Here is a 23,626-nt window from a genome sequence, read left to right on the forward strand (position 1 = left end):
GTATGTACTGTTATTGCCTTAAGCCATAAAGGATACTATTATTAGAACGAATGGCCATATCGATCATGGTGTGTATCACTATGGCTGATTATCTGTAAAGGCTAGGGATTGATTCCCTAGCTTTTTTATTTCATCGCTTTTTCAGCAATTTAAGCATGCTTGCCGCATAGTTTTTGCCTAGCTGCCGGTATCCCGCAGGACTGAAATGTAGTCCGTCGCCAATACCTGCACAGTCTTTGGAGGAGATGATATGGGCCGTGGGGATGGTAGCGGGCAGTGTCTGAATGATAGCGTTCATGCTTGCGCATTTACCGCCGGCTTCGGCCGAAAGGAGTTCGCCGGCAAGCAGCGGGACATCTTGGGCGCTCAGGTGCAAATCGCGCAGGAGGCTTTCATAGACTTTTTTTACTTTATTGGGCCATTGCCGATCGCCAGTGTTGGACTCACCCTGATGAAGCAAAATACCTTTGATAACACCTTTCTGCTGCGCCATCCTGGCTAGGGCTACCAGTCTCTGATAAGGATTGTTGTCATAGGCAGCAAGCATGGATTTCATCCATTCCGGTGACTTTGCAACATAACTTGCTGTGCTGTCCTGATCAAATAATTGAATATGACAGCCACCTACTGAAACGTTGATGACACCGACCTCAATATTTTTGGGAAGATTTTCTACAAGTGTTCGGCCAAAATAATCTGCAGGTGTAAGTCCGGTGTGGCAGCGTGTGAGCGGTGCCCGGGCCGGCGACCATCGGCCATATTGCCGCCCTAAATCAGGGCAATCTACTGCCGATAGTACCTTGAACCGTTCGATGGCCATGGTATCCTGAGGTTCGAATTTACCGTGCCCTTCCATATTGGATTGTCCAAAGCAAAGGTAAATATGGAAGTTTTTGTCTTGGGCGAACGCTGCTGTACCTGAAAAACCGCATAGTAGGAAGATCATTAACAGGATTTTAAATTGTGTTTGTCGCATGGTGAAGTTTTTCATGTGATTAAAATAAACTATTTCGCGGTAAGAATAGCTTACCGCGAAAAGATGACCTTTAGTTCATCGCTATAAATTTGAATTTAAACAACTGACAGGATGTACCATAGTAATCCCAAAGCTGCAGATTGGAGTTGCCATCCATCGTGCAGCTGGGTACATCCCAACCGCGTGTGGCATCTACCTTTGAGGTAATTTTGTAATAGCCATTAGCTACAGCTGTAACCTTCCAGGCCTGCGCATCATTGCCATAGTTCTGCCAGAGCCGGATCGCAGTTCCGAGTACATTACTGTTACTTGTCAGATCGATGCAACGACTGCTTGCGCTTGCTTTGGAGACAAAGCGCCAGTAACCATTGCCTGCATCGATGGCTACCCAGCGCTGTGCGTTTGCACCATTTCGGGCCCAGGGTCTGAGTGCTGCACCGTTGGCATCTTCCCCTGATTTCAAATCAAGGACTTTGTTGGCATCGGTCTGAAATTCAATTTCGTAAATCCCATTGTTCACCAAGCTGGTGACGGTGCAGTTAGACATGGGGTAATTGGAGGCGGCATATTGCTGAAACCATTGTTTGCTCGGTGCAGCGCAGGCCTCCCAATCGTTATTAAAGGCGGTGCCGGCATTGGGGTCCCCTTTATGGAGCAGGTCATCGGGAGCAAGGAGGTTCCAGCTGACATTGCCAGACTGATCGACGATATATTTCAAATTTGCACCAAAACCATTACCACCAGCGGTGCCCGTAGATCCTGTGCCGAAAGTACCATATCCCTGTGGAGCCCAGTCGGTCTCTGTAATAGCGATTGGCGCAATGTCAGCAATAGGTTTGACATTGGTATTCCAGGCATTTTGGAAAGCTTGATAGGTATTGACACCGCCCCAATAACCCGGATAGATATGTACGGCGTAGCCGATATTTCCGCCGGTAATCTGATTAGTGACATAACCCTGGTAATGGGATTGCCAACCGGTACCGGGTATCCAGCAGACGTTGTTGGCTCCGTTGTTACGGATGATATTGACTAAGGGCTGAAAGAAATTTTTCAGCGCAGCAAAATGTTCATTTCCCGTCATTCCCCAAGTACCGTTCGTCCCAAGGATTTCAACAGGCTCGTTAGCCAATTCAAACATCACATTGTCTGCATTTTTCAGGGCAGTGTGCTGCGACAGAAAGGTCCATACGGTCTTGAGATAGGTATGATAGGCATCATTGACGGCGATACGGTGCGGACATACACCTGGAGGACGCAAGATGACATACATACCGCGGCTGCGGGCATGATTGATTAAGGGGACAATGACCTGGTCGGTGTAGGTAACCAAACGATTGTAGTTGAACCGTGAGATATCGTCTTCGGGAATGGGTGCACCTGGATCATTGGTCCAATAAGGATCAATATGCAGACGGATATAATTGAGGTACCAACCGTCGGCGGCGCTGCTGAGCTTGTCCATGACCGCCTTGTTGTAATTGAGCGCGCCCTGCACATTGTAATTGTCCCAGGTGCAGTAGCCCGAGTTGGCTCCATACTGACAGCCATTGAACCAAGGGCTTGGCGTAATGGCTACCCCATGCAGGACAATATTATTGTCGCAGGGATCTTTGAGGTACTTGCCTCCGACATGTAGGGTCGGGGTTGGCCGCGGCCAGCTTGTAACGGCTTGCGCGGAAACATTGGATTTAAGACTTCTTTCGGATTCGCTGGTCAATGTTTTTTCTTCCAGCCGCGAGCAGCTGGAAAAAATAGCTAATAAAAAGATCAGCAATAACCACATGTTGTTTGTTCTCATAATTTACATATTTAAAGGCTGATTAATGATCTTATTTTTTAGCTGACAATGCCTCAGCAACAGCCTGGTAGGCTGGCTTTCGAACAAATCCTTCGGTCCATAAGCCGATGGGCTCTCCACGTCGCCAGAATGAACCCTCCTGGTCTGGACTATCCAACGGGCTCCATAGGGTGATACCGTACTGTTTATCCTTGGGAATGATCTCGAGGTATTTCTCAACGACAAACTTGTATAAATCAGCCTGTTTCTGATACATTTCAGCTGTTGCATTGCTGGTCTTTATGCCGCTTCCAAGGCCGATATCGAGCTCAGACACTTTAATCAGCTTGCCGGTTGCGGCCAATAGATTGAACATGCTGACGATTTGGTCTTTACTGGTATTGATATCGATGTGCATCTGGGTGCCGATTCCATCCACTTTGGCCCCTTTGCCTTCGATGTAGCCGACATAGGCGATGAGCCCTTTACATTTGTTGCCACTGCCTTCCAAGCCATAGTCATTGATGAAAAGGAGATCATTGGCATTACCATATTTGCGGGCAAACTGGAAGGCTTTCACGGCATAATCTTTACCCAAATAATCCTGCCAGTAGAATTCATCATCCGCCAGATCGGTTTTGCCGACTCCCGTCTTTAGGGCATATTGGTCGGGCCAGTCGGACATCGGTTCGTTGACTACATCCCAAGCCTTGATGTAGCCTTTGGTTTTCTCAAGCATGCCGGCAATAAATGTCTCCATCGCTTTCGCGAGAATGGCTTCTTTCTCGGCAGAGGTTTTCTCGATCGTGCTGCCCCCAGGGCTTCCATAACCTTCGCCATTGGCGGACTGCGCTCTGGAGGAATTGTTTCCCCAGCCAAACCAGCCATCAATATTGTTTTCAAAATCACTGTTGGCAATAAGGCTTGCCGAACTACCTGTTTTTGTCAGCACGACTTTGTCGATGAAAATAGTTCCATCATATTGACCAAAATTGATGATAAAACGGTTACGCGCTGCAGTTGCGGTGACTTTGAGTTCGTATTCTTTGTAGCTTGTTGTTAATGCCAATGAACCCATATTGTCGCCCGTATAATTGGAGGTGCTCTGCAGATCGATACCAATGTTGCCCGCTTTACTGCCCCGGGCTACAATCTTCAATACATATTCTTTCCCTATTTCCGTTGGGTTAATGTCTGTGGCTGTCTGTGCTTCCCAGGCATTGACAACAGAGGGATTGCTCATTTTTAGTGCATGTCCCGCTAGAGCTGGTCCTCCAGAACCTGGTATAACCACAGGAGCGATTAACTTATTCAGGTAGGTGGCATTCTGTCCCGAATGCCAGCACAACGTGTGGCCATACAGTGCCATGTTGTTTTCCTGTGCAGCTGTGATCAGCTGTTCTACACGAGATAGATTCAGGCTTCCGTCAGCTTGCACAATGGAACCATGCTTCATTTCATAGCCCATCACCATTTCTTCGAAATTACGATTAGCCAAGCGGTAGAGTACTCCTTTATTAAAATAATCGTTCATATTGAGCGCGACACCAAGTTTAAATGCGGGGTTTGCCTGTTTGTCTAAATAAGTTTTCAGGGGATTGTAGGCATTTATATCTTCCTGCGCCAGCACTTCCTGCGGTTTATCAACAGCAAATTCCAAGGGTTGATATTTGGAGCAGGAACTCCAGACAGTGCCGAGCGAAAGTAGGATGACGATAGTTTTATTGATTTTTTTCATCGTTGTTCGTTATTGAATTGATACTACTTTTTGACGGGCGTAAAAGTTTCCATTTTTACGGATCGGTCCCGCATAACGAGGGTATCCTTGCTTGTGACGGTCATTTGTGCCATATCGATCGTGTAGGATAGATATAGTGCATCTCGGTCTGCATTGCCCCAGCTGTTTTTTTCGCCCCGTTTGACGAATTTTCCACTTCCGGTAGCTGATACGCCGGCAGTAGCCGAGCTAACACTGCAATTATTGTCGTCGTCAAAAGATAGGTTCAAATTGAGATTCATATTGACATCACCTGCTCCCTTAAAAGATAGAGGCAAGACTGATTTCTTAAGTGCTGCCGTACTGATGTTTTTGACTTCATCTTTTTCGACATAGGCCTGATGCCTGACAACGCTTTTTGTCAAGCTACTGTTGGCGCCTTTGCCAACGATCTGATCGGTACCGCGGCGAAGGTAATTGCCATGCCAGGTATTGATATATTTGAGGGCATAGAAGATAAAATCTTTCGGTGCAGCGTCCCAGTCGGATGCAATTGCCCTATTGGCAGTCTGCAACGAGGTTTTACCGGAGAGTATTGAATCGGCATTGACAACCTTTGTCATCCGGAGCGGTAAAACGTAATAGGTTTCCAACGACTTGGGGTCGGCAAAAAACGCGTCGGTCAGCTGTATCTCTACACCGCCCGTGAGGCTACCGCTGGGAATGCTGATCTGGTTGCTGGCAAGCTGATAATAATTGTCAGGCAGTGCGGTAACAGCCTGCCCATTTGGGTAGTGAAGCCCATTTGTGAGACTGTTGTCGACAACGAAGTCGATACGAATATCTTTTTTGTTGTTGTACACGCCGCCTGTGGTTGCCATGACTTTGACCTTATGTTGGTTGTCGAGGCTATTGTCAAAGATGTCTTCGCCCAGGGTCACTGTTCTGACCGGTGTCTGATAAGCGAAGTATACCGATTGAAATTCAAAGTCAGGGAACTCCCAGTCGTTATTTTTGCAGGACGCCAAACTTACTAAAGCCATTGCGTACAGGATATTGATTTTTTTCATCGTGTGCATGTTAAGTTTAATTCCAACCTATATTTTGTACAAGATTGCTGTATTTAAGTACCTCGCTGTACGGGATTGGGCCGTAATTCATATAGTTTTCATAGAGTCTATTCTCGACAGGTATTTCGGTATAGCTGTTGTTGTTGATACTCATGCCTTTTGCGGCGACATTGATATCCATTTTCCAACGGCGAAGATCCCAAAATCGGAATCCTTCAAAGCAAAGTTCCAGTCGGCGTTCGTTTCGGATCAGCTGCCGCATTTGATCTTTATTGTTTTTGACTTGCTCCAGGTAAGGGTCGCCATTGTTGGTGCCTACACCTGCACGCCGGCGAATAGCTTTGATGATGTCGTAGGCCGAGAACGTAAAGGTACCCATACCTGTAGGTCCCCAAGCTTCATTGGCCGCCTCGGCATAGGCCAGATACATTTCCGTCATGCGTATACGCGCATTGAAGTGCATTTGTTGCGTAGAGGATGAGGGGTTGAGGTTGACATCCTGACGCAGGAGCTTTTTCAGGTAATAACCCGTCCGTGTGGAAGTTTCGACTTTGTTCAAGCCGTCATTGGTCGGACTATTGGCTGTCGTATTGATCGCTGAATTGCTGACACCTGCTGTCGCACCATTGACAATGATATAGGTCTTCAATCGTGGATCCCGTTTATCGTAAGGATTGGCTTTATTGTAGGCCGAATTGGCATCGGCAATGGGATAGCCATTTTCCATAGGGAAGGCATCGACCAGGTTCTGCGTTGGGTTGAGTCGGCCTCTACCGAATAATGTTGGCGGAAAATGATCTTGTTCCATACTGTTACTATTTCCTTTGTCTGTACGCCAAAGAATTTCGGCCGGATTGGAGCCGGAGGTTAAACCGTCGACCACCTCTTTATTGTACCAGGTAAATCCTTTAGGGTCGATCCCACTGACACCGCCTTTGGCTTGGATGACCTGCCCCGCATAGATCGCGGCTTGCTCCCAGGTCGTTTTACTCCCTTCACTGTATGCTGGACTTGCTGCTAATAGCGCTGCCCTGGCACGAATAGCCTGTGCAATGCGCTTGGTCATCCGTAATTTAAACGTGGACCCAAATACGCGATTGTAATCGTTGGCGTTTACGGTTCCTACATATTTAACTGGAACCTGGCTGTCGCTAGCTATATTTTCATAATCCATCGGCAATAGATCCTCTGCTTTGTTGATGTCGTCGTACAATTGCTGCATACAGGCTTCAAATGAGGCTCGGGGTTGATTGAAATCCGAATTGACGGTCTCAGGAGTCAAATGGATCGGAACGCCCAATATCTCTCCTGTGCCTGACTTGCCGGCATGCGCCTGTAGGAGATGGAACATAAACAGTGCACGAAGGCCATAGGCTTCGCCTTTCATCCGGTCGTTGAATAGGGCGCTAACTTTTGGCTCCATGGCCCATTCAACCTGGTCCGTTAAGGACAGAAAATTGTTCAGGTATTGTATGGCCGAATAGCTGTTGCGCCATTGATCGAAGGGGTTGTTGATACTTGTCCACTGGCCGGTTGCCGTTTTTAGAAATGTATTGTTCTTATCGTTGCTCACCGCATTGTCGGTCGCAACGTCATCAAAGCTGTAGCTATTGCTTGGGATTCGGTTGTATCCGTTTAAAAGCAATCCCTGAGCATATAACGGGCGGCTATTGGCCGTTTCAATTTCAAGATTATTCTCGAGAGCCGGTTCAAACATATCTTCGCAGGAAGAAAATAACAGGCTGCTCGCGATGGCTAGCGTTAATAGTTTTTTCATCATTCTCATTTTAAATATTCATAATTAAAATAGAGCCTTTAGGCCGACGTTGAAAAATCGCGTTTGAGGCGCTTGTCCGATATTCAATTGCATGATTTCTTTTTCCTTTGCTATCATCAACAGATTGGATCCGTTGGCGTAGATACCTAATTCATGGATAAATTTGGAACTGAGTATACGTTTTGGGAAATCGTAGGAAAGCTGCACTTTGGACAGGTTGATGCGATCCGTCTTATAAAGCCAAAAATCTGAGCTTCGAAAGTTGTTATCACTGTTGAAGGTAGTTAGGCGTGGATAAGTAGCGGTTTCTTTGGTCGACTCTGTCCAGCGGTCGCGGACGACCACCGAATATTTATCCTCCGCATCTACCCAAAAGTAAGAACTGTTTTTCATAGCCTTGGCACCAAACTGGCCTGTAGCGGCAGCAAAAAGGGTGAAGTTGTTCCATTTGACCGTCAGGTTGAGTCCTAATGTAAGTGGAGCTCCGCTCCATCCGCCTTTGCCCAGATAGACTTCGTCACGCGTATCAATCGTGCCGTCCCCGTTTTGGTCTTTATACTTAATATCACCCGGTTTTACCTCACCAAATGAAGAGAAAGCCGAATTGTCAATGTCGGACTGGCTCATATAAAAACCATCATGCTGTAAACCCCATAATGCATCGAGCGGTTTCCCGGCTTTATTTTGATAGCTAAACTGATAAAGTTCGTCCCTTTTTACGGCTTTTGTCGTATAGTACATCCCATTGAATCCCAGTGATACAAAAGTTTGGTTTATCTGTTTGTTCAAGTTGACTCCAAAGTCTACACCTCGCCGTTCGTCGCTGTTGTAATTGATAAAGGGAAGATCCGAATAAACCGGCCAACCTGTGGTAAAATACATCGGGTATTGCGTTGCCGCTTGCACCAAACCACCGCTCATGCGGTTAAAAAAGTAGGATGTATTGAAGGTGATTAGGTTATTGTAAAGTCCACCTTCAAGGCTGATGTTAAGTTCTTTGCGTTTTGGAAATTTCATGTTTGGATTGTCGCCTCTCCGTCGGTCAAAAGAGTGTACCAATGCGCCATCCGCCCAGCTATACCAGGCCCCATTGTTGTAGGTATAATAGCCTTGATACAGGAAATAATCGTTAATGTCCAGGTCTGTGTTTAAGATCCCCGCCGAAGCGGACAATCTTAGGTCATTGACAACTTTGCTATTGACAAGAAAGTTTTCTTTTGACAGGCGCCAGGCAAGGGCTAATGTCGGGGAGAGGGCCTGTCTGTTCCCCTGCGGTAATTTCGCCGAATGGCTATAGGCGCTACTAAAATCAACATAATATTTACCGGAATAGTTGTAGCCTAACTGTAGCCCTAGGTTGGCATTACTGAGTTTATGGTAACTGCCGGAGGCAGCGATCTGAAATGCATTGGCCAATAGGATTGCCGAAACATGGTGGTTGTTGTCGTAGGTGCGGTTAAAGTTTAAGGATCCATTGAGTCCGATGGTCTGCCGATAGGTGCTGCCGCTGATGTTTTGTAAGCCCGAAATGCGGTCATCCCCATATTTTGTAAGGCTACTGATTCGATCTTTTCCGTCATAGTTGTTCCATGAAGCTTGATATACTGCATAATTGTTGTTGTAGGCCTGATTGTAATTGGACTGATAGTCCACGGCGAGGTTGGTTTTGAAAACCAATCCTTCCAGGATATTTTTCAAGTCAAAATTCAAACCTGTATTAAATTGAAACTGGCGGTTGAGATAGCGGTTGGTGCCACCGGCATAAATGTTAGCAAAGGCATTGGTCTGATCCAGCTGACTTCCCCCCAGAAGGTATTTACCATCGATGAGAAAATTACTATTGTTGACATACACCATCGAATTGATGTCACCTTCTTCGATCATATCGATCGGGATGAGTGGGGAGAAGCGATGCGGCCTAGCGATGGCAGCTGCTCCCCAATAATCTGCGTTGACTCCTTTTAACATGTAAAAGCTGGCCGAAGCGTCCACATTGAGCGAGATCATTTCATTGACTTTGACGTCGATGTTGCCACGCATATTAAATCGATTGGCACCACCATTTTTCTTGGCCTGTCCAAAATTGAGCATAGACCCTTCGGACCAAAAACCAAAGTTGGTATAATATTGTGCCCGCTGATTTCCGCCTGAGATTTCGGCGGTGGCATCGTAGCGATTAGAATGATCCTTGATATAGTCCGAGGAATAGTAATCAACATTTGGGTAGCGGAAAGGGTTTGTTCCGGCTGCATGTTGGTAGATGGTTTCGGCACCGTAGAGTGCAGAGAGACCGTCATTTTGCCGGGCCTCGTTGTATAACGTCATATATTCGGCAGAGCCCAGGTATTGCGGATAACTGATCGCCGTATTGATACCGCTATTGGCCCTGATTTTTATCTGCTGACCCCCAGCTTTTCCGCGTTTGGTGTTAATGCTGATTACTCCTTTTGCGGCCCGACTACCATAGAGTGCAATGGCATTGACTCCTTTTAGGACACTGATCTGATCGATCTCGGTCGGCATAACGTTATTGGCGTCGCGCGGAAATCCATCCACTAAGACCAGATAACCGCTCATCCCCCAGATATTACCGTTATATCCGGAAATAAAGGCATCGAGATTTTCCAGACTGTAGGTGTTGTAGCTCTTGTCGAGCAATTGTGGGATGTTGATGGACTGGACATTGCCCATGAGGTCTTTTTTCTGAACTTTCCGGAAAGCAACTTGTACAAGTGTTGTACTGTCTTTGCCGATACTGTCCTGAAGACCAGTTTTCGAACATGTTGAATGTGTATTTTTATATTGTCCAATGGTTGGATTAAGCGATTCTTTGGCCATTCCTTCCGTGGTGGCGATCCAGCTTAATCCAAGACATAGTGCTATACTTAATTTTTTGTACTTCATTTTTTAAATGATTAAATGAAAAACTCGTTACCAGCCTGGGTTCTGATAGAACTCGGGATACATATTGACATCTCTGACCTTTAGTGGCAGCCAATAATGCTTGCTCGTAAATTTGCGTTCCAGAATAACGTTCTCTTGAATATTGACTACGCGATTTTGAGACGGATCTTGGTTGTTAAAGATACCTGCTCGATCAAACGAAACTGCCTTCTTTAAGGTGTAAGGCGCTTCGGTCAATAACAACCAACGGCGCAGATCATTAAAACGGTGACCTTCGAAGGCAAGTTCCACAGCACGTTCGCGACGTAGCTCGGGAAGCAGGGCTGCCGCGGAGTTGAGAAATTTGCTGTCTACATGGCCCACACCGGCGCGATCGCGTACGATATTGATGGCATCGACAGCAGTTTTACCGTAATTGTCTGCTTTGCCCGTAGCCGAATTGGAAGCCATTAGGGCAGACTCGGCATACATCAGATAGACATCAGCAAGACGCATGTAAGGGACGTAAATATGAAGATTGGTACCGTAACTGTAGGCTTGATCATATTTATTGGATGTTAAAGGGATAAATTTGCGTAAGACGTAGCCCGTCTGACTTCCGGTACGGGTATCCCGATAGCTTCCGCCTGTGAATAGATTGGCATAGCGGTTTTTTTCTTCTGATGCCGACATATTTCCCTGTACGACTTTTGTGCCGTCAAAAATAATGTCTTTATAAAAGCGTGGGTCGCGATCTTTCCAGGGGTATTCGGCATTGTATCCCGACTCCGCATCGGACTGGGTAATGTCCTTGATTGGTAAGCCGCTTTTCATGCCATAGTAATCGACATAATTTGCCGTTGGGTTAAACTTAAGGTCGCCATCTCCAACCTCCAGTGGAATATATTGTTTGCTTGTTCCCCAGTTAGACACCCAAGCGTCAATATAAGGGCCTCTGAATATGGCCTCTGTACTTCCTGGCATGGCCCAGTTTTGTCCCGTGGTGTAAAAGTTTAAATGAATATTGGCCAAGGGTACCAGTGCATAATTTGTCTGGCCGCTCTCCACGAGGGACAGCAATTCGCCAAAGGCCTGGGCAGCTTTTTTGCAGTAATCAGCCTGATAGGTTTTACTTCCAGTGGACTGAAAATTCATCAGTGGACTTCCTGCCCAAAGGTAGTTTTTTCCAAGATAGGCCAGTGCCATTATTTTATTGATGCGCAACTGGTTTTTACCTAGTGTACGCTTTCCAGCGGTTGTATTGTCCCAGTCGATCGGCAAGAGGTTGGCCGCTTCTCTAAAATCGGCCGCGGCAAGGTCTGCACAGGCCTGGTAGCTAAGTCTTGGCAACCGGAGCTTTTCGTCACTTGGAAGTACATAATTGATGTACGGCATACCGCCAAAGTATTCCATCAACCGGTGGTGAAACCAACCCCTGAAAAATAACAATTGCCCTTTGATCAGGTTTCTTTCCTCCTGCGTCGCTTCGGTCAGTTTATCGATATTCTCTAGGCCAAGGCTTATTTTACGAAGGCCAAACCAGGAGGCACTCCATAGATCGCGGAAGGCACGGTTGGCAAATACATCGTCGTTTCTGGTGGTAAAATCGCCCTGATCCATCCAACCGGCACCCCAGCCGTCGAATTCCCTTTGCCAACCCCAAAAATTGCCTTGATCGATCTTATTTACATAATGAAAGTTGTTCGCTGTGGAGGTTATTTCATCTTCACCCCAGTTCCAGGAGTTGGTCCAGTAGTTGTTGCTGAAATTGACTACACAGTTGTACAGTTCTTCAGTATACCCCTGAAAGTTGATAAAGTTTTTAAATGCTTCTTTGGATGATACATTGGACTGTTCCTCTTTGTCTAGATATTTATTGCAGGATAGTAGTGAGGCAGTGGACCACAGTACACCCGTTATAAAGATTACCTTAAAATATTTTTTCATCTGTCTAATTGCTTTAAAAAGTAATGTTTGCACCTAGATTGAAACGCTTTACCGTAGGATAGGCTCCTTGAGAAGCCCAACCGGTACCGGCGTAATTGGATTCTCGGTCATCCGGCATTTTCGACCAGAAGACCAGGTTGTTGCCATTCAGGAATAGGCGGAGGTTTTGAAGGCCCAGGCGTTTGATTACGCCGGATTCGCGATTAAAATTGTAAGCAATTTCTGCTGTCTTTAATCGAATGTATGAACCGTCAAACATATATCTGTTGCCAGGGGCGTAGCTGCTTGACTGGGATAACCACCGGGGGAGTGGTACATCCGCATTGATATTGTCCTTTGACCAATAAGAACCTTCATCGTAGGCTAAATTTAGTTGCCCCGAGAAACTATTGAAGACAACCTGACGCGTCACATTGTTGACGGCATACCATTGTGTCATGACACTGAAATTCTTCCAGTCAAACCCAATTGTACAATTGTAGGTGTTTTGTGGAACGGAGGGAAAGGCATAAGGAATATTGTCTTTGGCATCGATAATACCATCGCCGTTATAGTCCAGGATGTGGTAATTGCCGGGAAGCTTAGCAAGGTCATTGCTTTCATGTATGGTGCTGCCATACAGTTCATCCCAGGTATTATAATATCCGGAGCTAACATAGGAATAGGTTTGACTCACCTGTTTGTTATCCGGTTTTTGATATTCGGGTAGCAACTCAGGTGCATCGGCATTAATGACTTTATCCTTGGCATGAGTAAAATTGACATCGGCCCATATCCGCCAATCGGGGTTAAGTTGTTTATTGAATTTCAGTTCGACCTCATAACCTTTATTTTCTACCTCTCCAAGGTTGGCCGTTGGAGCCTCGACCCCAAAATAGGATGGAATAGACCGACCGCCACCTGTGATAAGCACATTCGTCCGATGATCTTTAAAGAAGTCTACCTTTCCGGAAATCTGTCCATTGAACAGTCCGAAATCCACGCCGAAGTTTAATTTCTTCACTTTTTCCCAACGGATATTGGGGTTTCCAAGCACATTTTCTTTATACCAGATGTAAGGACTGGTATTTCCATCCGAGTAGGAAAACCGGCCGTCTACTCCCATTCCTGAAGTACCGCCATAAGCCCATTGCGTTAAATAAAGAAACTGTCCACCACCACTATCGTCGCCAATATCCCCATAAGAGCCACGCAGCTTTAAGGTGTTCAAAAAGGATAAAGGTTTCATAAACTCTTCTTCCGAAACTAACCAGCCAATACCACCTGAATTAAAAAAGGCAAATCTGTTTTCGGGGGCAAATTTCTCCGATCCTGTATATGCGCCGTTATACTCCAGCATATATTTGTTTTTATAGTTGTAGGTCGTGCGGAATACCCAGTCTTCGCGATAGGAGGGAACGGTGCTCCCCCTACCGTATTGATTTCGGTTGACAAGTCCCATTGCCGAAATATTGTGGTGTTGCGCAATGGTTGTTGCGTAATTTAATTGTAGCTGATAAAATAATCTTCTGTAAGTGGCTCTGTCGTCGACAAATCCTGCTCCTGTTGTCCAGTCAATACCCTCCACAAAATCAAATCTATTGGTGCCATCAAAAGGGATCTGATAGGTAGGAAGTCCAGTTTTGGGATCGATCCACTTGCTCTGTGTGTTATTATTCGCGTCGTTGATACCACGATTGGCTTCAACAAAAGTGTTATCCAGCGAGAGTGTTCCACGTATATTAAGCCCTTTTGCTAAAAACTTAAGATCCTGTTCCAGTGTGAAATCGCTTGTAATGCGACTTGTAGTTGTATATTCCGTTCCACTGATGGCCAGTACACGCGCGGAGTTTATTCCGGCATTCGGATTTGGCGCATTAAATCCCCAGGTACCATCGGAATAACGTGGGTAAATAACATCCGGTGCTACGGTATAGGCTGCAATCCAATAGGAATAATTATTGCCGCCACCAAATGGACTTTTTCGGACACCACGGGAGCCCGCTAGATTCGTTGAAAATTTTGTTGTTGGCGTAAGCTGGAAATCCAGATTCGAACGTACATTGAGCCGGTTAAATCCATAACCTGCTTTATAACCTCTGGCGTTTTCAAACTGGCGGAACATGTCACCTTCGTAGAGATAATCTGCATTGGCAAAGTATTTGACAAATGGTGTACCGCCGGCAATATTAACACTGCTATTTTGCGAAAATGCTTGGCTTTTAAAGAGTTCTTTTGCCCAATCAGTATTTACATAGCGCTCCCGTTCCGTTTGGTCGGCCGGGAAACGGTATTTATTGATAATATCCTGTGGTGAATAATCGGCCCAACTTGCAGGGTTAATGCCTAATTCATACTCAATCACTTTATTGCGTAGCATCAATGCATCGTATGAATCCATTTTGCCCGGAAGCTGGGACACGGTCTTAACAATGTTGTTGACGGTACCGCGTATCAGCATCTGCCCTTCTTTCCCTCGCTTGGTGGTGATTAAAATAACGCCGTTGGCTCCTCTGACACCATACACGGCGGTTGCTGATGCGTCTTTGAGGACGGAAACAGTTTCGATGGAACTGATATCAACGGCGGATAATGGTCGTTCGACCCCATCGACCATGACTAATGGGTCGGTATTATTCCAGGTACTGCGCCCGCGGATCACAATACGAGGGTCTTCTTCCCCCGGCATACCGGTACTTGCCGTGGTAATGACCCCGGGTACGTTACCGGTCAATGCCGCTCCTACACTAGAAACACCACCTGCGCGCTCGAGGATTTTACCGGAAGTTTGCGCAATGGCGCCAACAACGGTTTCTTTTTTCTGACGACCGTAACCGACGACAACGGTTTCCTCGATTTCGATAGACTTATCGGTTAACTGTACTTCTACCGTGTTCTTATTGTGGATATCCACTTCGAGTTGACCATATCCTAGTTTGGAGATGGTCAATAAATTATTATCTGCAGGGACTTGGATCGTGAAAACTCCATTGTCATCGGTAGCCGTGGCTAGCGAGGTGCCCTTTACCCTGATGGAGGCGCCGCTCACCTTTTTATGGTTACTATCGACGACAATGCCCCTTATCTGCCTTTTGGCCTGAGCATAGAGTGTTGCCTGTCCCACATAAAGCAGGAACAGCAGTAAAGTGAATGGCTTAGCTATACCCCATAGCTTTTTCCAATACCTTACTCGTGTGATTGTACATGTAATCATCATCGCATTTTTGGATTGATAAATAGGTTGAAGAATTCGTGGTTAAATTTTCTCTAATTGGCTAGATACGTTTGTATCCGTATTCCCTTTGATTATTTTGATAAAAAATCAAGGGACAGTCATGGATCATCAGGTACTGTCATATGCTGTATAATAATTGGTTAAATTTTCTTTTATAATGACATAGCAACCGGTTGCATTGGTTGCATATAGTTTTCCCTATATTGGGAACGCCTTTCAAAGCCGTTTATAATTGTAAATCAAAGCTAGCCATTGGAGAATTTAGTGGATAGCAAGAATGTTTAAATGAAGGATAAGAATGTCAAAAATTACCCCTTACATGGTGTAAATGATAGTGGAGACTAGTTTAGTAGGGATTAATTTGATAATTTAGTTGACAGCTCACTTCAAGTTTTTATGGTGAGATGATATACCTAAAGATATGATACGGATTTTACTGGCATTGAGCTGGATATTGCTGACCTTTTTTTCGTACGGGCAAAACCAGCCTGTAACATTTCAACGCTATTATTCAAAAGACGGGCTTTCTTCGAATACCATCTATAGTATCTATCGCGATAGCTATGGTTTTCTTTGGTTAGGAACAGAGGATGGACTTAACCGCTTCGACGGACGTCATTACAATGTGTATCGCTATGATGCCAATAAAGCAAATAGTTTAATGGCAAATCATATATCGGCCTTAAGTGAAGACAGAAAGGGAAGGATATGGATTGGTACTAATGGAGGTGGATTAAGTTATTATGATCGGGAAGCTGACCGTATCCGCTCGTATAATCTTACTCCCGACGGTAAATGGCTCAGTACCGCTATTAATGCAATTGATAACGACGCAAACGGAAATATTTGGATCGCTTCCTATGGTGCTTTGTTTATCGTGGATGTGAATGATCTACAAAAGAAGATGGATCCCACCTATCGACATATTGTGGAAATGTTTGCGGGTAAAGTGACGGGCTGTGTCTTTCGTGATCGACGAGGTAACATGTGGGTATCCTCAGAGAATGGAATTTTTCGTATCTCAGCAGATTTAAAGACTATTAAACGTTTTGAAGTCCTTTCGGAGCAGGAGAGGTATGGGAATGGGATTGAAGTTACCTCCATTGTTGAAGACGATGAGGGGAGAATCTGGATTGGGTCTATGCTTGGACTTAAATATTTGAGTCCTGGCGATGTTCAGTTCAAAAAATTTGGTACGGGATTAGGAAAAGGTGCTTTGAGCAGCCCACGCATTTATACGTTGTGTTACAATCAAAAGCGGGACTTATGGATCGGAACGGATAATGGTCTCGATGTACTTAATACCAGCGATTTTACAGTTCGGACCTTTAAGCCTGATCCAAGTAATGTACATAGCCTTTCTCATAAATCGATACGGTCTATTTTTATGGACAAGAGTGGAATCTATTGGATAGGTACATTTCAGGGCGGCTTAAATAAGTTCGATACCAATTTAAGTCAATTTAGTTTGAAAAGCCTGGATTTCCTGGAAGGAATGACTGGGGACCCAGCTATAGTGACTTCGTTTGCGGCCTATCAAAATAAGATCTTTCTGGGGGTCGATGGTGGTGGTATTTGGAAATACGATCGAACGACGGATCGATTGTCGCCTGTTGTACTATCTGCGAGCCTGCCTAAAGATCTTACGGTGCTGACCTTGGAAAGAAAACTCGATCAACTTTGGATCGGAACTTATCAGCAAGGGGTGATGAATTATGATCTCACTTCAGGAAATCTCAAAAGATACACCGTTGGGAATAGAACAGACAACTTGAATAATAACGATATTTTTTGTTTGAAAGTCGACTTTCAGGGAAATACATGGGTTGGGACAAATGGAGGCGGTGTGAATATCATCCAAAAGGGAAGTGGAACTGTCAAAAAATACAAACGGGAAGAACACTCAGACGATGGGATCGAGTTGCCGGGGAATTTTATACGTGCCCTAGCTGAAGACCAAGGTCACAACATGTGGATAGGAACGTACGGCTCGGGTCTGGTGATGTATGACCCTTTGAAACAACGGACCACACAATATGATAAAGCGAAAAATAAGCTTCCAAGCAATTATGTATTGGCCATACATATGGATAAAAATGGGAATTTATGGGTTGGAACAAATGGCAATGGGGTAGGCTTGCTACGAAAAGGGAAAGTACTATTTGAAACACTTTCCGAGAAAGATGGACTAGTAAATGGTGCTATCCAGAGTATTGTGGAAGACGACAAAGGAAGAGTATGGTTTTCAACAAACAAAGGATTGAGCTGTTATTCTCCGGCACATCATACGTTTAAAAACTATTCAAATGCCGTGGGATTGCAAGAAGGTGCTTTTATGCTGGGTGCGTCGTTAAAAACGGACGATGGAGAAATTTACTTTGGCGGTCAGAAGGGCTTTAACCATTTTTATCCGGCACATTTAAAAACAAATAGCAATCCTGCCAAGGTCGCACTGACGGATTTAAAAATTGACAATGTGATCGTGCAGCCCACAGAGAAAGGTCCAATTCAGCAGTCTCTGTTGACTGCCGATCGTATCAACCTGAAGTACAAACAAAATTTTTCAATTTCTTTTGCGGCTCTAAATCTAACTGTGCCTGAGGATAACCAATACGAGTACCGACTTGTCGGTTTTGACAAAAATTGGATTCGCAATGGCAAGGAAAACAGTGCCTATTATACAAATTTGGATCCCGGAGACTATGTCTTTGAGGTACGCGCAAGCAATAATGATGGCATTTGGAACAAGGAGATCAAATCAATTGCTATACACGTTGCTCCACCGTTTTGGCGTACCATTTATGCCTATCTATTTTATGTGCTTGCAGTGTTGGGTGTACTTCTATGGATCAGGCACCGTGGCATTCAAAAGTTAAAGCAAAAATTTGCGATTGAGCAGGAACGTATCCATGCGCGGCAGCTTATTGAGCAACAAAAAAGGGATGCAGAGACCAAACATCAATTGGATGCAATGAAGATTAGGTTTTTAACTAATTTAAGTCATGAATTCCGCACACCAATCTCTTTGATCATGGGCCCTATAGATGCATTGGTTGCTAAAAATAAAGATAGTAAGCTGGGGGAACAGCTTAATTTGATCAGTCGTAACGCGCGCCGCCTGTTGAATTTAGTCAATCAGTTACTTGATTTTCGAAAAATGGAATACCATGAACTGAAAGTGCAGGATGAAGAAGGTGAATTGGTATCTTTTGTACAGGAAGTATACCGCTCTTTTCAGGACATGGCCTTGCAAAAAGGAATCGATTATTCTTTTTACCCTTGCCAGGAGAAATTATATTGTCGATTTGACCGTAACAAGGTTGAGCGTATTTTGTTTAATTTGATCTATAATGCTTTCAAATTCACGAAAAAAGGTGGGGACATCGCCGTAAGTATATCTTCGGTAAATATGGTCAATAAAAAGCTGCATGTTTACTTTGAAGTGCGGGATACTGGTATCGGAATTCCCGAGCAGTTGCAACAATCGATATTTGAGAGCTTTTTTCAGCATGATACTGAGGGTAAAGTGGCGAGCCAAGGTTCAGGAATCGGACTGTCAATTGCACAATCATTTGTTCAGATGTATCATGGCGAGATTTCGGTAAGCAGTCAACCTGACAGCGGAAGTGTCTTTAAGTTTGATCTATGGTTGGATCAAGCTGATCCAGTTTACGAAGGTGTGCCTGAACCAGAAGGGGTCGCTTTGGCACAACCTGCCGAGCTTAGACAATGCCCACTTGTGTTGATTATTGAAGATGATGAAGATTTTAGGTATTACCTCAGCGAGTCTTTAAAAGAGTATTATCAGGTTATCGAGGCTACCAACGGGAAGGATGGCTGGCAAAAAGCACTTTTCCATCATCCTGACCTTGTGGTGAGCGATGTACAGATGCCGTATATGAATGGTATGGAATTTTCACAGAAGCTTGCACAGGATAAGCGGACAAAACATATCCCTGTTGTTTTGCTAACGGCTTCGCAAGTCGATAATGGTCTTGTCTGTGGCCTTGAGTCTGGGGCGGTGGGTTACCTAACCAAACCCTTTGATATGGATGTACTGGTGGCGAAGGTTAACAGCCTGCTCCAGCTGAACCAAGCATTCAAGGAAGTCTATAGTAAACAGGTATCTATTGTAGCTCCCGAAATGACGATTAAATCCGAAAAAGATAAATTTTTACAAAAAGTGCTCAAATATGTGCACGATAATATCGATAATCCACAACTTTCGGTAGAAGCGCTGAGTGCCCACACATCGATGAGCCGAGCCTCCCTATACAATAAGTTGCTGGAACTTACGGGAATGTCACCTGTAGATTTTATACGCTCGGTAAAACTAGAAAAGGCTGCAGGCTTGCTTGAAAAAAGTGATAAGTCCATTTCTGAAATTGCTTACGAGACGGGATTTGCCAATCCAAACTATTTTACAAAAGTCTTTAAAGCGAAATATCAAATGACACCAAGTGAATATATCCAATTGCAAAAAAGCACATCCGTGTAATAAGCACAAAATTGTTGTTTAAAAAGGTCGTTTTAGATCAGTTTTTTGGAAGGGTAATCTGTTTTAAACATTTTTACCCTTCTTTTTTTTATTTGTTGCAATCCTATCTGGTTGAAAACTATAGTTTTGCCTTATAACCAATCGCTAGAGATCTAGCGAATACAAAACTAATCAACTAAAAAAATGAAATTTTTTATCGATACAGCAAGTCTCACTGAGATTCGTATGGCTCAAAATTTAGGTGTCCTAGATGGAGTGACGACCAATCCTTCGCTCATGGCCAAAGAGGGCATTACAGGAACAACTCATGTACATGCCCATTACAAAGCTATCTGTGATATTGTGGAGGGTGATGTCAGTGCTGAAGTAATTTCGACTGATTTTAACGGGATGATTGACGAAGGTTTGCTCTTAGCGGCCTTAGACAATAAGATTGTTGTTAAGGTTCCGATGACTGAAGACGGCATTAAAGCGATTAAATATTTTAGTACAAAGCAAATTAAAACCAACTGCACCCTGGTATTTTCTGCCGGGCAGGCACTCTTGGCTGCCAAAGCCGGAGCAACTTATGTATCTCCTTTTGTCGGTAGGCTCGATGATATCTCTGTCGATGGACTCGCCCTGATCCGCGAAATACGGACCATTTATGATAATTATGCTTTTGAAACCCAAATTCTTGCGGCTTCGGTACGTCATAGTGCGCATATACTAGGTTGTGCCAAGATTGGTGCGGATGTTATGACGGGACCTTTGCAGGCGATCTTCTCCCTCTTAAAACATCCGCTGACGGACAGTGGGCTCGCTCAATTTTTAGCTGATCATAAACGCGTTGCTGCACAAAGTAACAATTGAGATGGTCATGACAAAACATAGTATACATAATTTAGAAGCGATTGTTAAGCAAGTCCGAAGGGATATACTCCGCATGGTACATGGTTGCCAGTCGGGGCATCCGGGAGGATCGTTGGGTTGTACTGAATTGTTGGTCTCTTTGTACTTCGAGTTGATGCAGCGAAAGGATCATTTTGACTTGAATGGTATGGGGGAAGATCTGTTTTTCCTTTCCAATGGTCATATCTCTCCGGTATTTTATAGTGTGTTGGCGCGATCGGGGTATTTTCCAATCGATGAACTTGCTACTTTCAGAAAACTCAACTCACGGTTGCAGGGACATCCGACAACACATGAAGGACTGCCAGGTATCCGGGTCGCTTCGGGATCCTTGGGACAAGGGCTTTCTGTCGCTATTGGCGCTGCTCAAGCAAAAAAACTAAATAAGGATAACCGCTTTGTTTATGTGCTGATGGGCGATGGTGAATTGCAGGAAGGGCAGGTATGGGAAGCGGCCATGTATGCAGCCCACAACGAAATGGACAATTTGATTGCTATTGTAGATTACAATGGTGCGCAGATTGATGGTGCTACCAATGATGTCCTTTCGCTGGGCGACCTACCTCGCAAATGGATGGCATTTGGCTGGAAGGTTATTGAGATTATGCGTGGTAATGATATTAGTTCTGTGATTTCAGGACTTCAAAAGGCTCGGGCTTCAACCGGAGTTGGCTTGCCAGTAATGGTGTTGCTCCATACGGAAATGGGTAATGGCGTCGATTTTATGATGGGCTCGCATAAATGGCATGGCATAGCGCCCAGCGATGAGCAACTAAGTTTGGCCTTAAACCAGAATGCAGAAACATTGGGAGATTATATTGCCTAATCGTAGGGTGATTTTGAAATAGATTAACATGAAAAAATATACATACACAGAATCGAAAGACACACGTTCTGGATTTGGAGCCGGTTTGCTGGAAGCGGGAAAGGAAGACGAAAATGTGGTTGCACTCTGTGCAGACCTGATCGGTTCCCTCAAAATGAACGATTTCATCAAGGCCTTTCCGGAGCGTTTCTTTCAGATCGGCATTGCCGAAGCAAATATGATGGGTATTGCGGCTGGACTTACCATTGGTGGAAAAATACCGTTTACAGGTACATTTGCCAATTTTTCAACGGGTCGGGTATATGATCAGATCCGACAGTCTATCGCCTATTCAGATAAAAATGTGAAAATCGCAGCTTCGCATGCCGGCCTTACATTGGGTGAAGATGGAGCGACCCATCAGATATTGGAAGATATTGGATTGATGAAAATGCTTCCGGGCATGACAGTTATTAACCCTTGCGATTATAATCAGACGAAGGCTGCAACCCTAGCTGCCGCCAAACACAAAGGGCCGGTCTATCTGCGGTTTGGACGACCTGTAGTACCGGTTTTCACGCCGGAAGATCAGGAATTTGTGATCGGTGAAGCCGTGATGCTCAACCCGGGTAATGCAGTGACCATTTTGGCAACAGGGCATCTCGTTTGGGAAGCTATACGTGCGGGGGAAGAATTGGAAACATTAGGTATTGATGCCGAAATCATTAATATCCATACCATCAAACCCCTAGACGAGAAAGCGGTACTGACTTCTGTCGCTAAGACGGGCTGCGTTGTTACAGCCGAAGAACATAACCGTATCGGTGGACTCGGAGATAGTGTCGCACAACTGTTAGCAAAACAATTGCCTACTCCGCAAGAGTATGTGGCTGTAAACGACAGTTTCGGTGAATCGGGACCGCCAAGTGCGCTGATGGATAAATATGGCCTAAACGCCGACGCTATTGTAGCTGCGGTGTTAAGAGTACTAAAAAGGAAAGTGGCGACCTAATTGCCATGGGCTATTGTTCTATTATGAAATTAGGCAACTGTTTCTAGATTGGATGTGCGCTGTTGCTTTTATCGGTTGCTTACCTAAAATTGATGTACTGTTAAACCAATTATATGATGAGAAAAATGATCTACACGTTATTGTGCGTGTTTTCTGTCAGCTTAATCGCTCGGGCGCAGCAGGCTGCTCCACAGGGATTCGATGTGGAGCGAAAATTGGCGTCCACTGGAAAAATCGACTCCGTAGTTTATCCTTCGAAAACTGTAGGGGTTACTAGGAAAGCCTTAATCTATACGCCGCCGGGATATAGTACCGCAAAAAAATACCCTGTACTGTACCTGCTGCATGGAATCGGCGGTGATGAACGGGAATGGTTCAGACATGGAAATCCACAAGTTATTTTCGATAACCTGTATGCAGAAGGAAAAATGGAACCCATGCTGGTGATCATGCCTAATGGCCGTGCCATGGAAGATGACCGTGCTGGTGGAAATGTGATGGCACCGGATCGGGTAGCGGCGTTTTCAACTTTTGAAAAAGATCTGCTCAATGACCTGATTCCATTTGTTGAAAAGCAGTTTCCCGTTATCAAGGATCGTGAACACCGCGCGATTTTTGGGCTGTCTATGGGAGGAGGCCAGGCGCTGAATTTTGGACTGGGCCATATGGATACCTTCTCCTGGGTCGGGGGCTTTTCTTCTGCGCCCAACACCAAGATGCCACAGGAATTACTGCCTGTTCCAAAAGAAGCTAAAGATAGCCTAAAAATGCTGTGGATCTCCTGTGGTGACCAGGACGGTTTGCTCAATATCAGTAAGCGTACACATGAGTACCTTTTAGAACACGGAGTGCCTCATATTTATTATCTGGAGCCTGGAGGACATGACTTCAATGTGTGGAGAAATGACCTATATAATGTTTCGCAATTGTTATTTAAGGATAAGAAATAAAAGACCTTAATAAGTTGATCATAGCAATAAACTATTCGACGGTTTGCCTTGGCCTATCTTACAATGAGTTTGTTGGTCCTCTGCATTAATCCCGAAACTGCAAAAA

General features: G+C 44.8%; 13 protein-coding genes. 5 read left to right on the forward strand and 8 right to left on the reverse strand.

What is annotated here, in order from left to right:
* Positions 1 to 130: 130 nt before the first annotated feature.
* The 8 genes from BGP15_RS25715 to BGP15_RS25750 form a co-directional block, all read right to left on the reverse strand.
* Positions 131 to 946: a sialate O-acetylesterase gene (locus tag BGP15_RS25715; protein WP_286771109.1), complete on the reverse strand. Its 816-nt coding sequence runs from the start codon at positions 944 to 946 to the stop codon at positions 131 to 133.
* A 100-nt stretch (positions 947 to 1,046) separates the two neighbouring features.
* Complete coding sequence (locus BGP15_RS25720) at positions 1,047 to 2,777, reverse strand: RICIN domain-containing protein (protein WP_286771110.1); 1,731 nt, start codon at positions 2,775 to 2,777, stop codon at positions 1,047 to 1,049.
* 31 nt (positions 2,778 to 2,808) lie between these two features.
* Positions 2,809 to 4,494, reverse strand: coding sequence for an endo-1,4-beta-xylanase (locus tag BGP15_RS25725; protein WP_286771111.1), 1,686 nt, complete (start codon positions 4,492 to 4,494; stop codon positions 2,809 to 2,811).
* A gap of 23 nt (positions 4,495 to 4,517) precedes the next feature.
* A complete protein-coding gene (locus tag BGP15_RS25730) occupies positions 4,518 to 5,543 on the reverse strand; it encodes a DUF5627 domain-containing protein (RefSeq protein ID WP_286771112.1) in 1,026 nt (341 codons plus the stop codon).
* A 16-nt stretch (positions 5,544 to 5,559) separates the two neighbouring features.
* Positions 5,560 to 7,323: a RagB/SusD family nutrient uptake outer membrane protein gene (locus BGP15_RS25735; protein ID WP_286771113.1), complete on the reverse strand. Its 1,764-nt coding sequence runs from the start codon at positions 7,321 to 7,323 to the stop codon at positions 5,560 to 5,562.
* Between the two features lie 21 nt (positions 7,324 to 7,344).
* Entirely contained in the window at positions 7,345 to 10,224 is a 2,880-nt protein-coding gene (locus tag BGP15_RS25740; protein ID WP_286771114.1) for a SusC/RagA family TonB-linked outer membrane protein, read from the reverse strand.
* A 27-nt stretch (positions 10,225 to 10,251) separates the two neighbouring features.
* Positions 10,252 to 12,150 carry a RagB/SusD family nutrient uptake outer membrane protein gene (locus tag BGP15_RS25745; protein WP_115050359.1) on the reverse strand — a complete coding sequence of 633 codons (1,899 nt, stop codon included), beginning with the start codon at positions 12,148 to 12,150 and terminating at the stop codon, positions 10,252 to 10,254.
* Between the two features lie 13 nt (positions 12,151 to 12,163).
* Positions 12,164 to 15,346, reverse strand: coding sequence for a SusC/RagA family TonB-linked outer membrane protein (locus tag BGP15_RS25750; protein WP_286771115.1), 3,183 nt, complete (start codon positions 15,344 to 15,346; stop codon positions 12,164 to 12,166).
* Positions 15,347 to 15,785: 439 nt separating this feature from the next.
* On the opposite strand from BGP15_RS25750, the gene BGP15_RS25755 reads away from it, so the two are divergent.
* The 5 genes from BGP15_RS25755 (at position 15,786) to BGP15_RS25775 (ending at position 23,520) form a co-directional block, all read left to right on the forward strand.
* Positions 15,786 to 19,862: a two-component regulator propeller domain-containing protein gene (locus tag BGP15_RS25755; RefSeq protein WP_286771116.1), complete on the forward strand. Its 4,077-nt coding sequence runs from the start codon at positions 15,786 to 15,788 to the stop codon at positions 19,860 to 19,862.
* Between the two features lie 183 nt (positions 19,863 to 20,045).
* Positions 20,046 to 20,714: a fructose-6-phosphate aldolase gene (gene fsa / locus BGP15_RS25760; RefSeq protein WP_115050365.1), complete on the forward strand. Its 669-nt coding sequence runs from the start codon at positions 20,046 to 20,048 to the stop codon at positions 20,712 to 20,714.
* 7 nt (positions 20,715 to 20,721) lie between these two features.
* The gene (locus tag BGP15_RS25765) at positions 20,722 to 21,579 is read left to right on the forward strand and encodes a transketolase (protein WP_286771117.1); all 858 of its coding nucleotides are present in this window, start codon (positions 20,722 to 20,724) and stop codon (positions 21,577 to 21,579) included.
* A 28-nt stretch (positions 21,580 to 21,607) separates the two neighbouring features.
* A complete protein-coding gene (locus BGP15_RS25770; RefSeq protein WP_159333154.1) occupies positions 21,608 to 22,570 on the forward strand; it encodes a transketolase family protein in 963 nt (320 codons plus the stop codon).
* A gap of 113 nt (positions 22,571 to 22,683) precedes the next feature.
* On the forward strand, positions 22,684 to 23,520 hold the full coding sequence (locus tag BGP15_RS25775) for an alpha/beta hydrolase (protein WP_286771118.1): 837 nt from the start codon (positions 22,684 to 22,686) through the stop codon (positions 23,518 to 23,520).
* The last annotated feature ends 106 nt before the right edge of the window (positions 23,521 to 23,626 follow it).

It is taken from the genome of Sphingobacterium sp. 40-24 (assembly GCF_001899705.1).
GTDB classification, from domain to species: domain Bacteria; phylum Bacteroidota; class Bacteroidia; order Sphingobacteriales; family Sphingobacteriaceae; genus Sphingobacterium; species Sphingobacterium multivorum.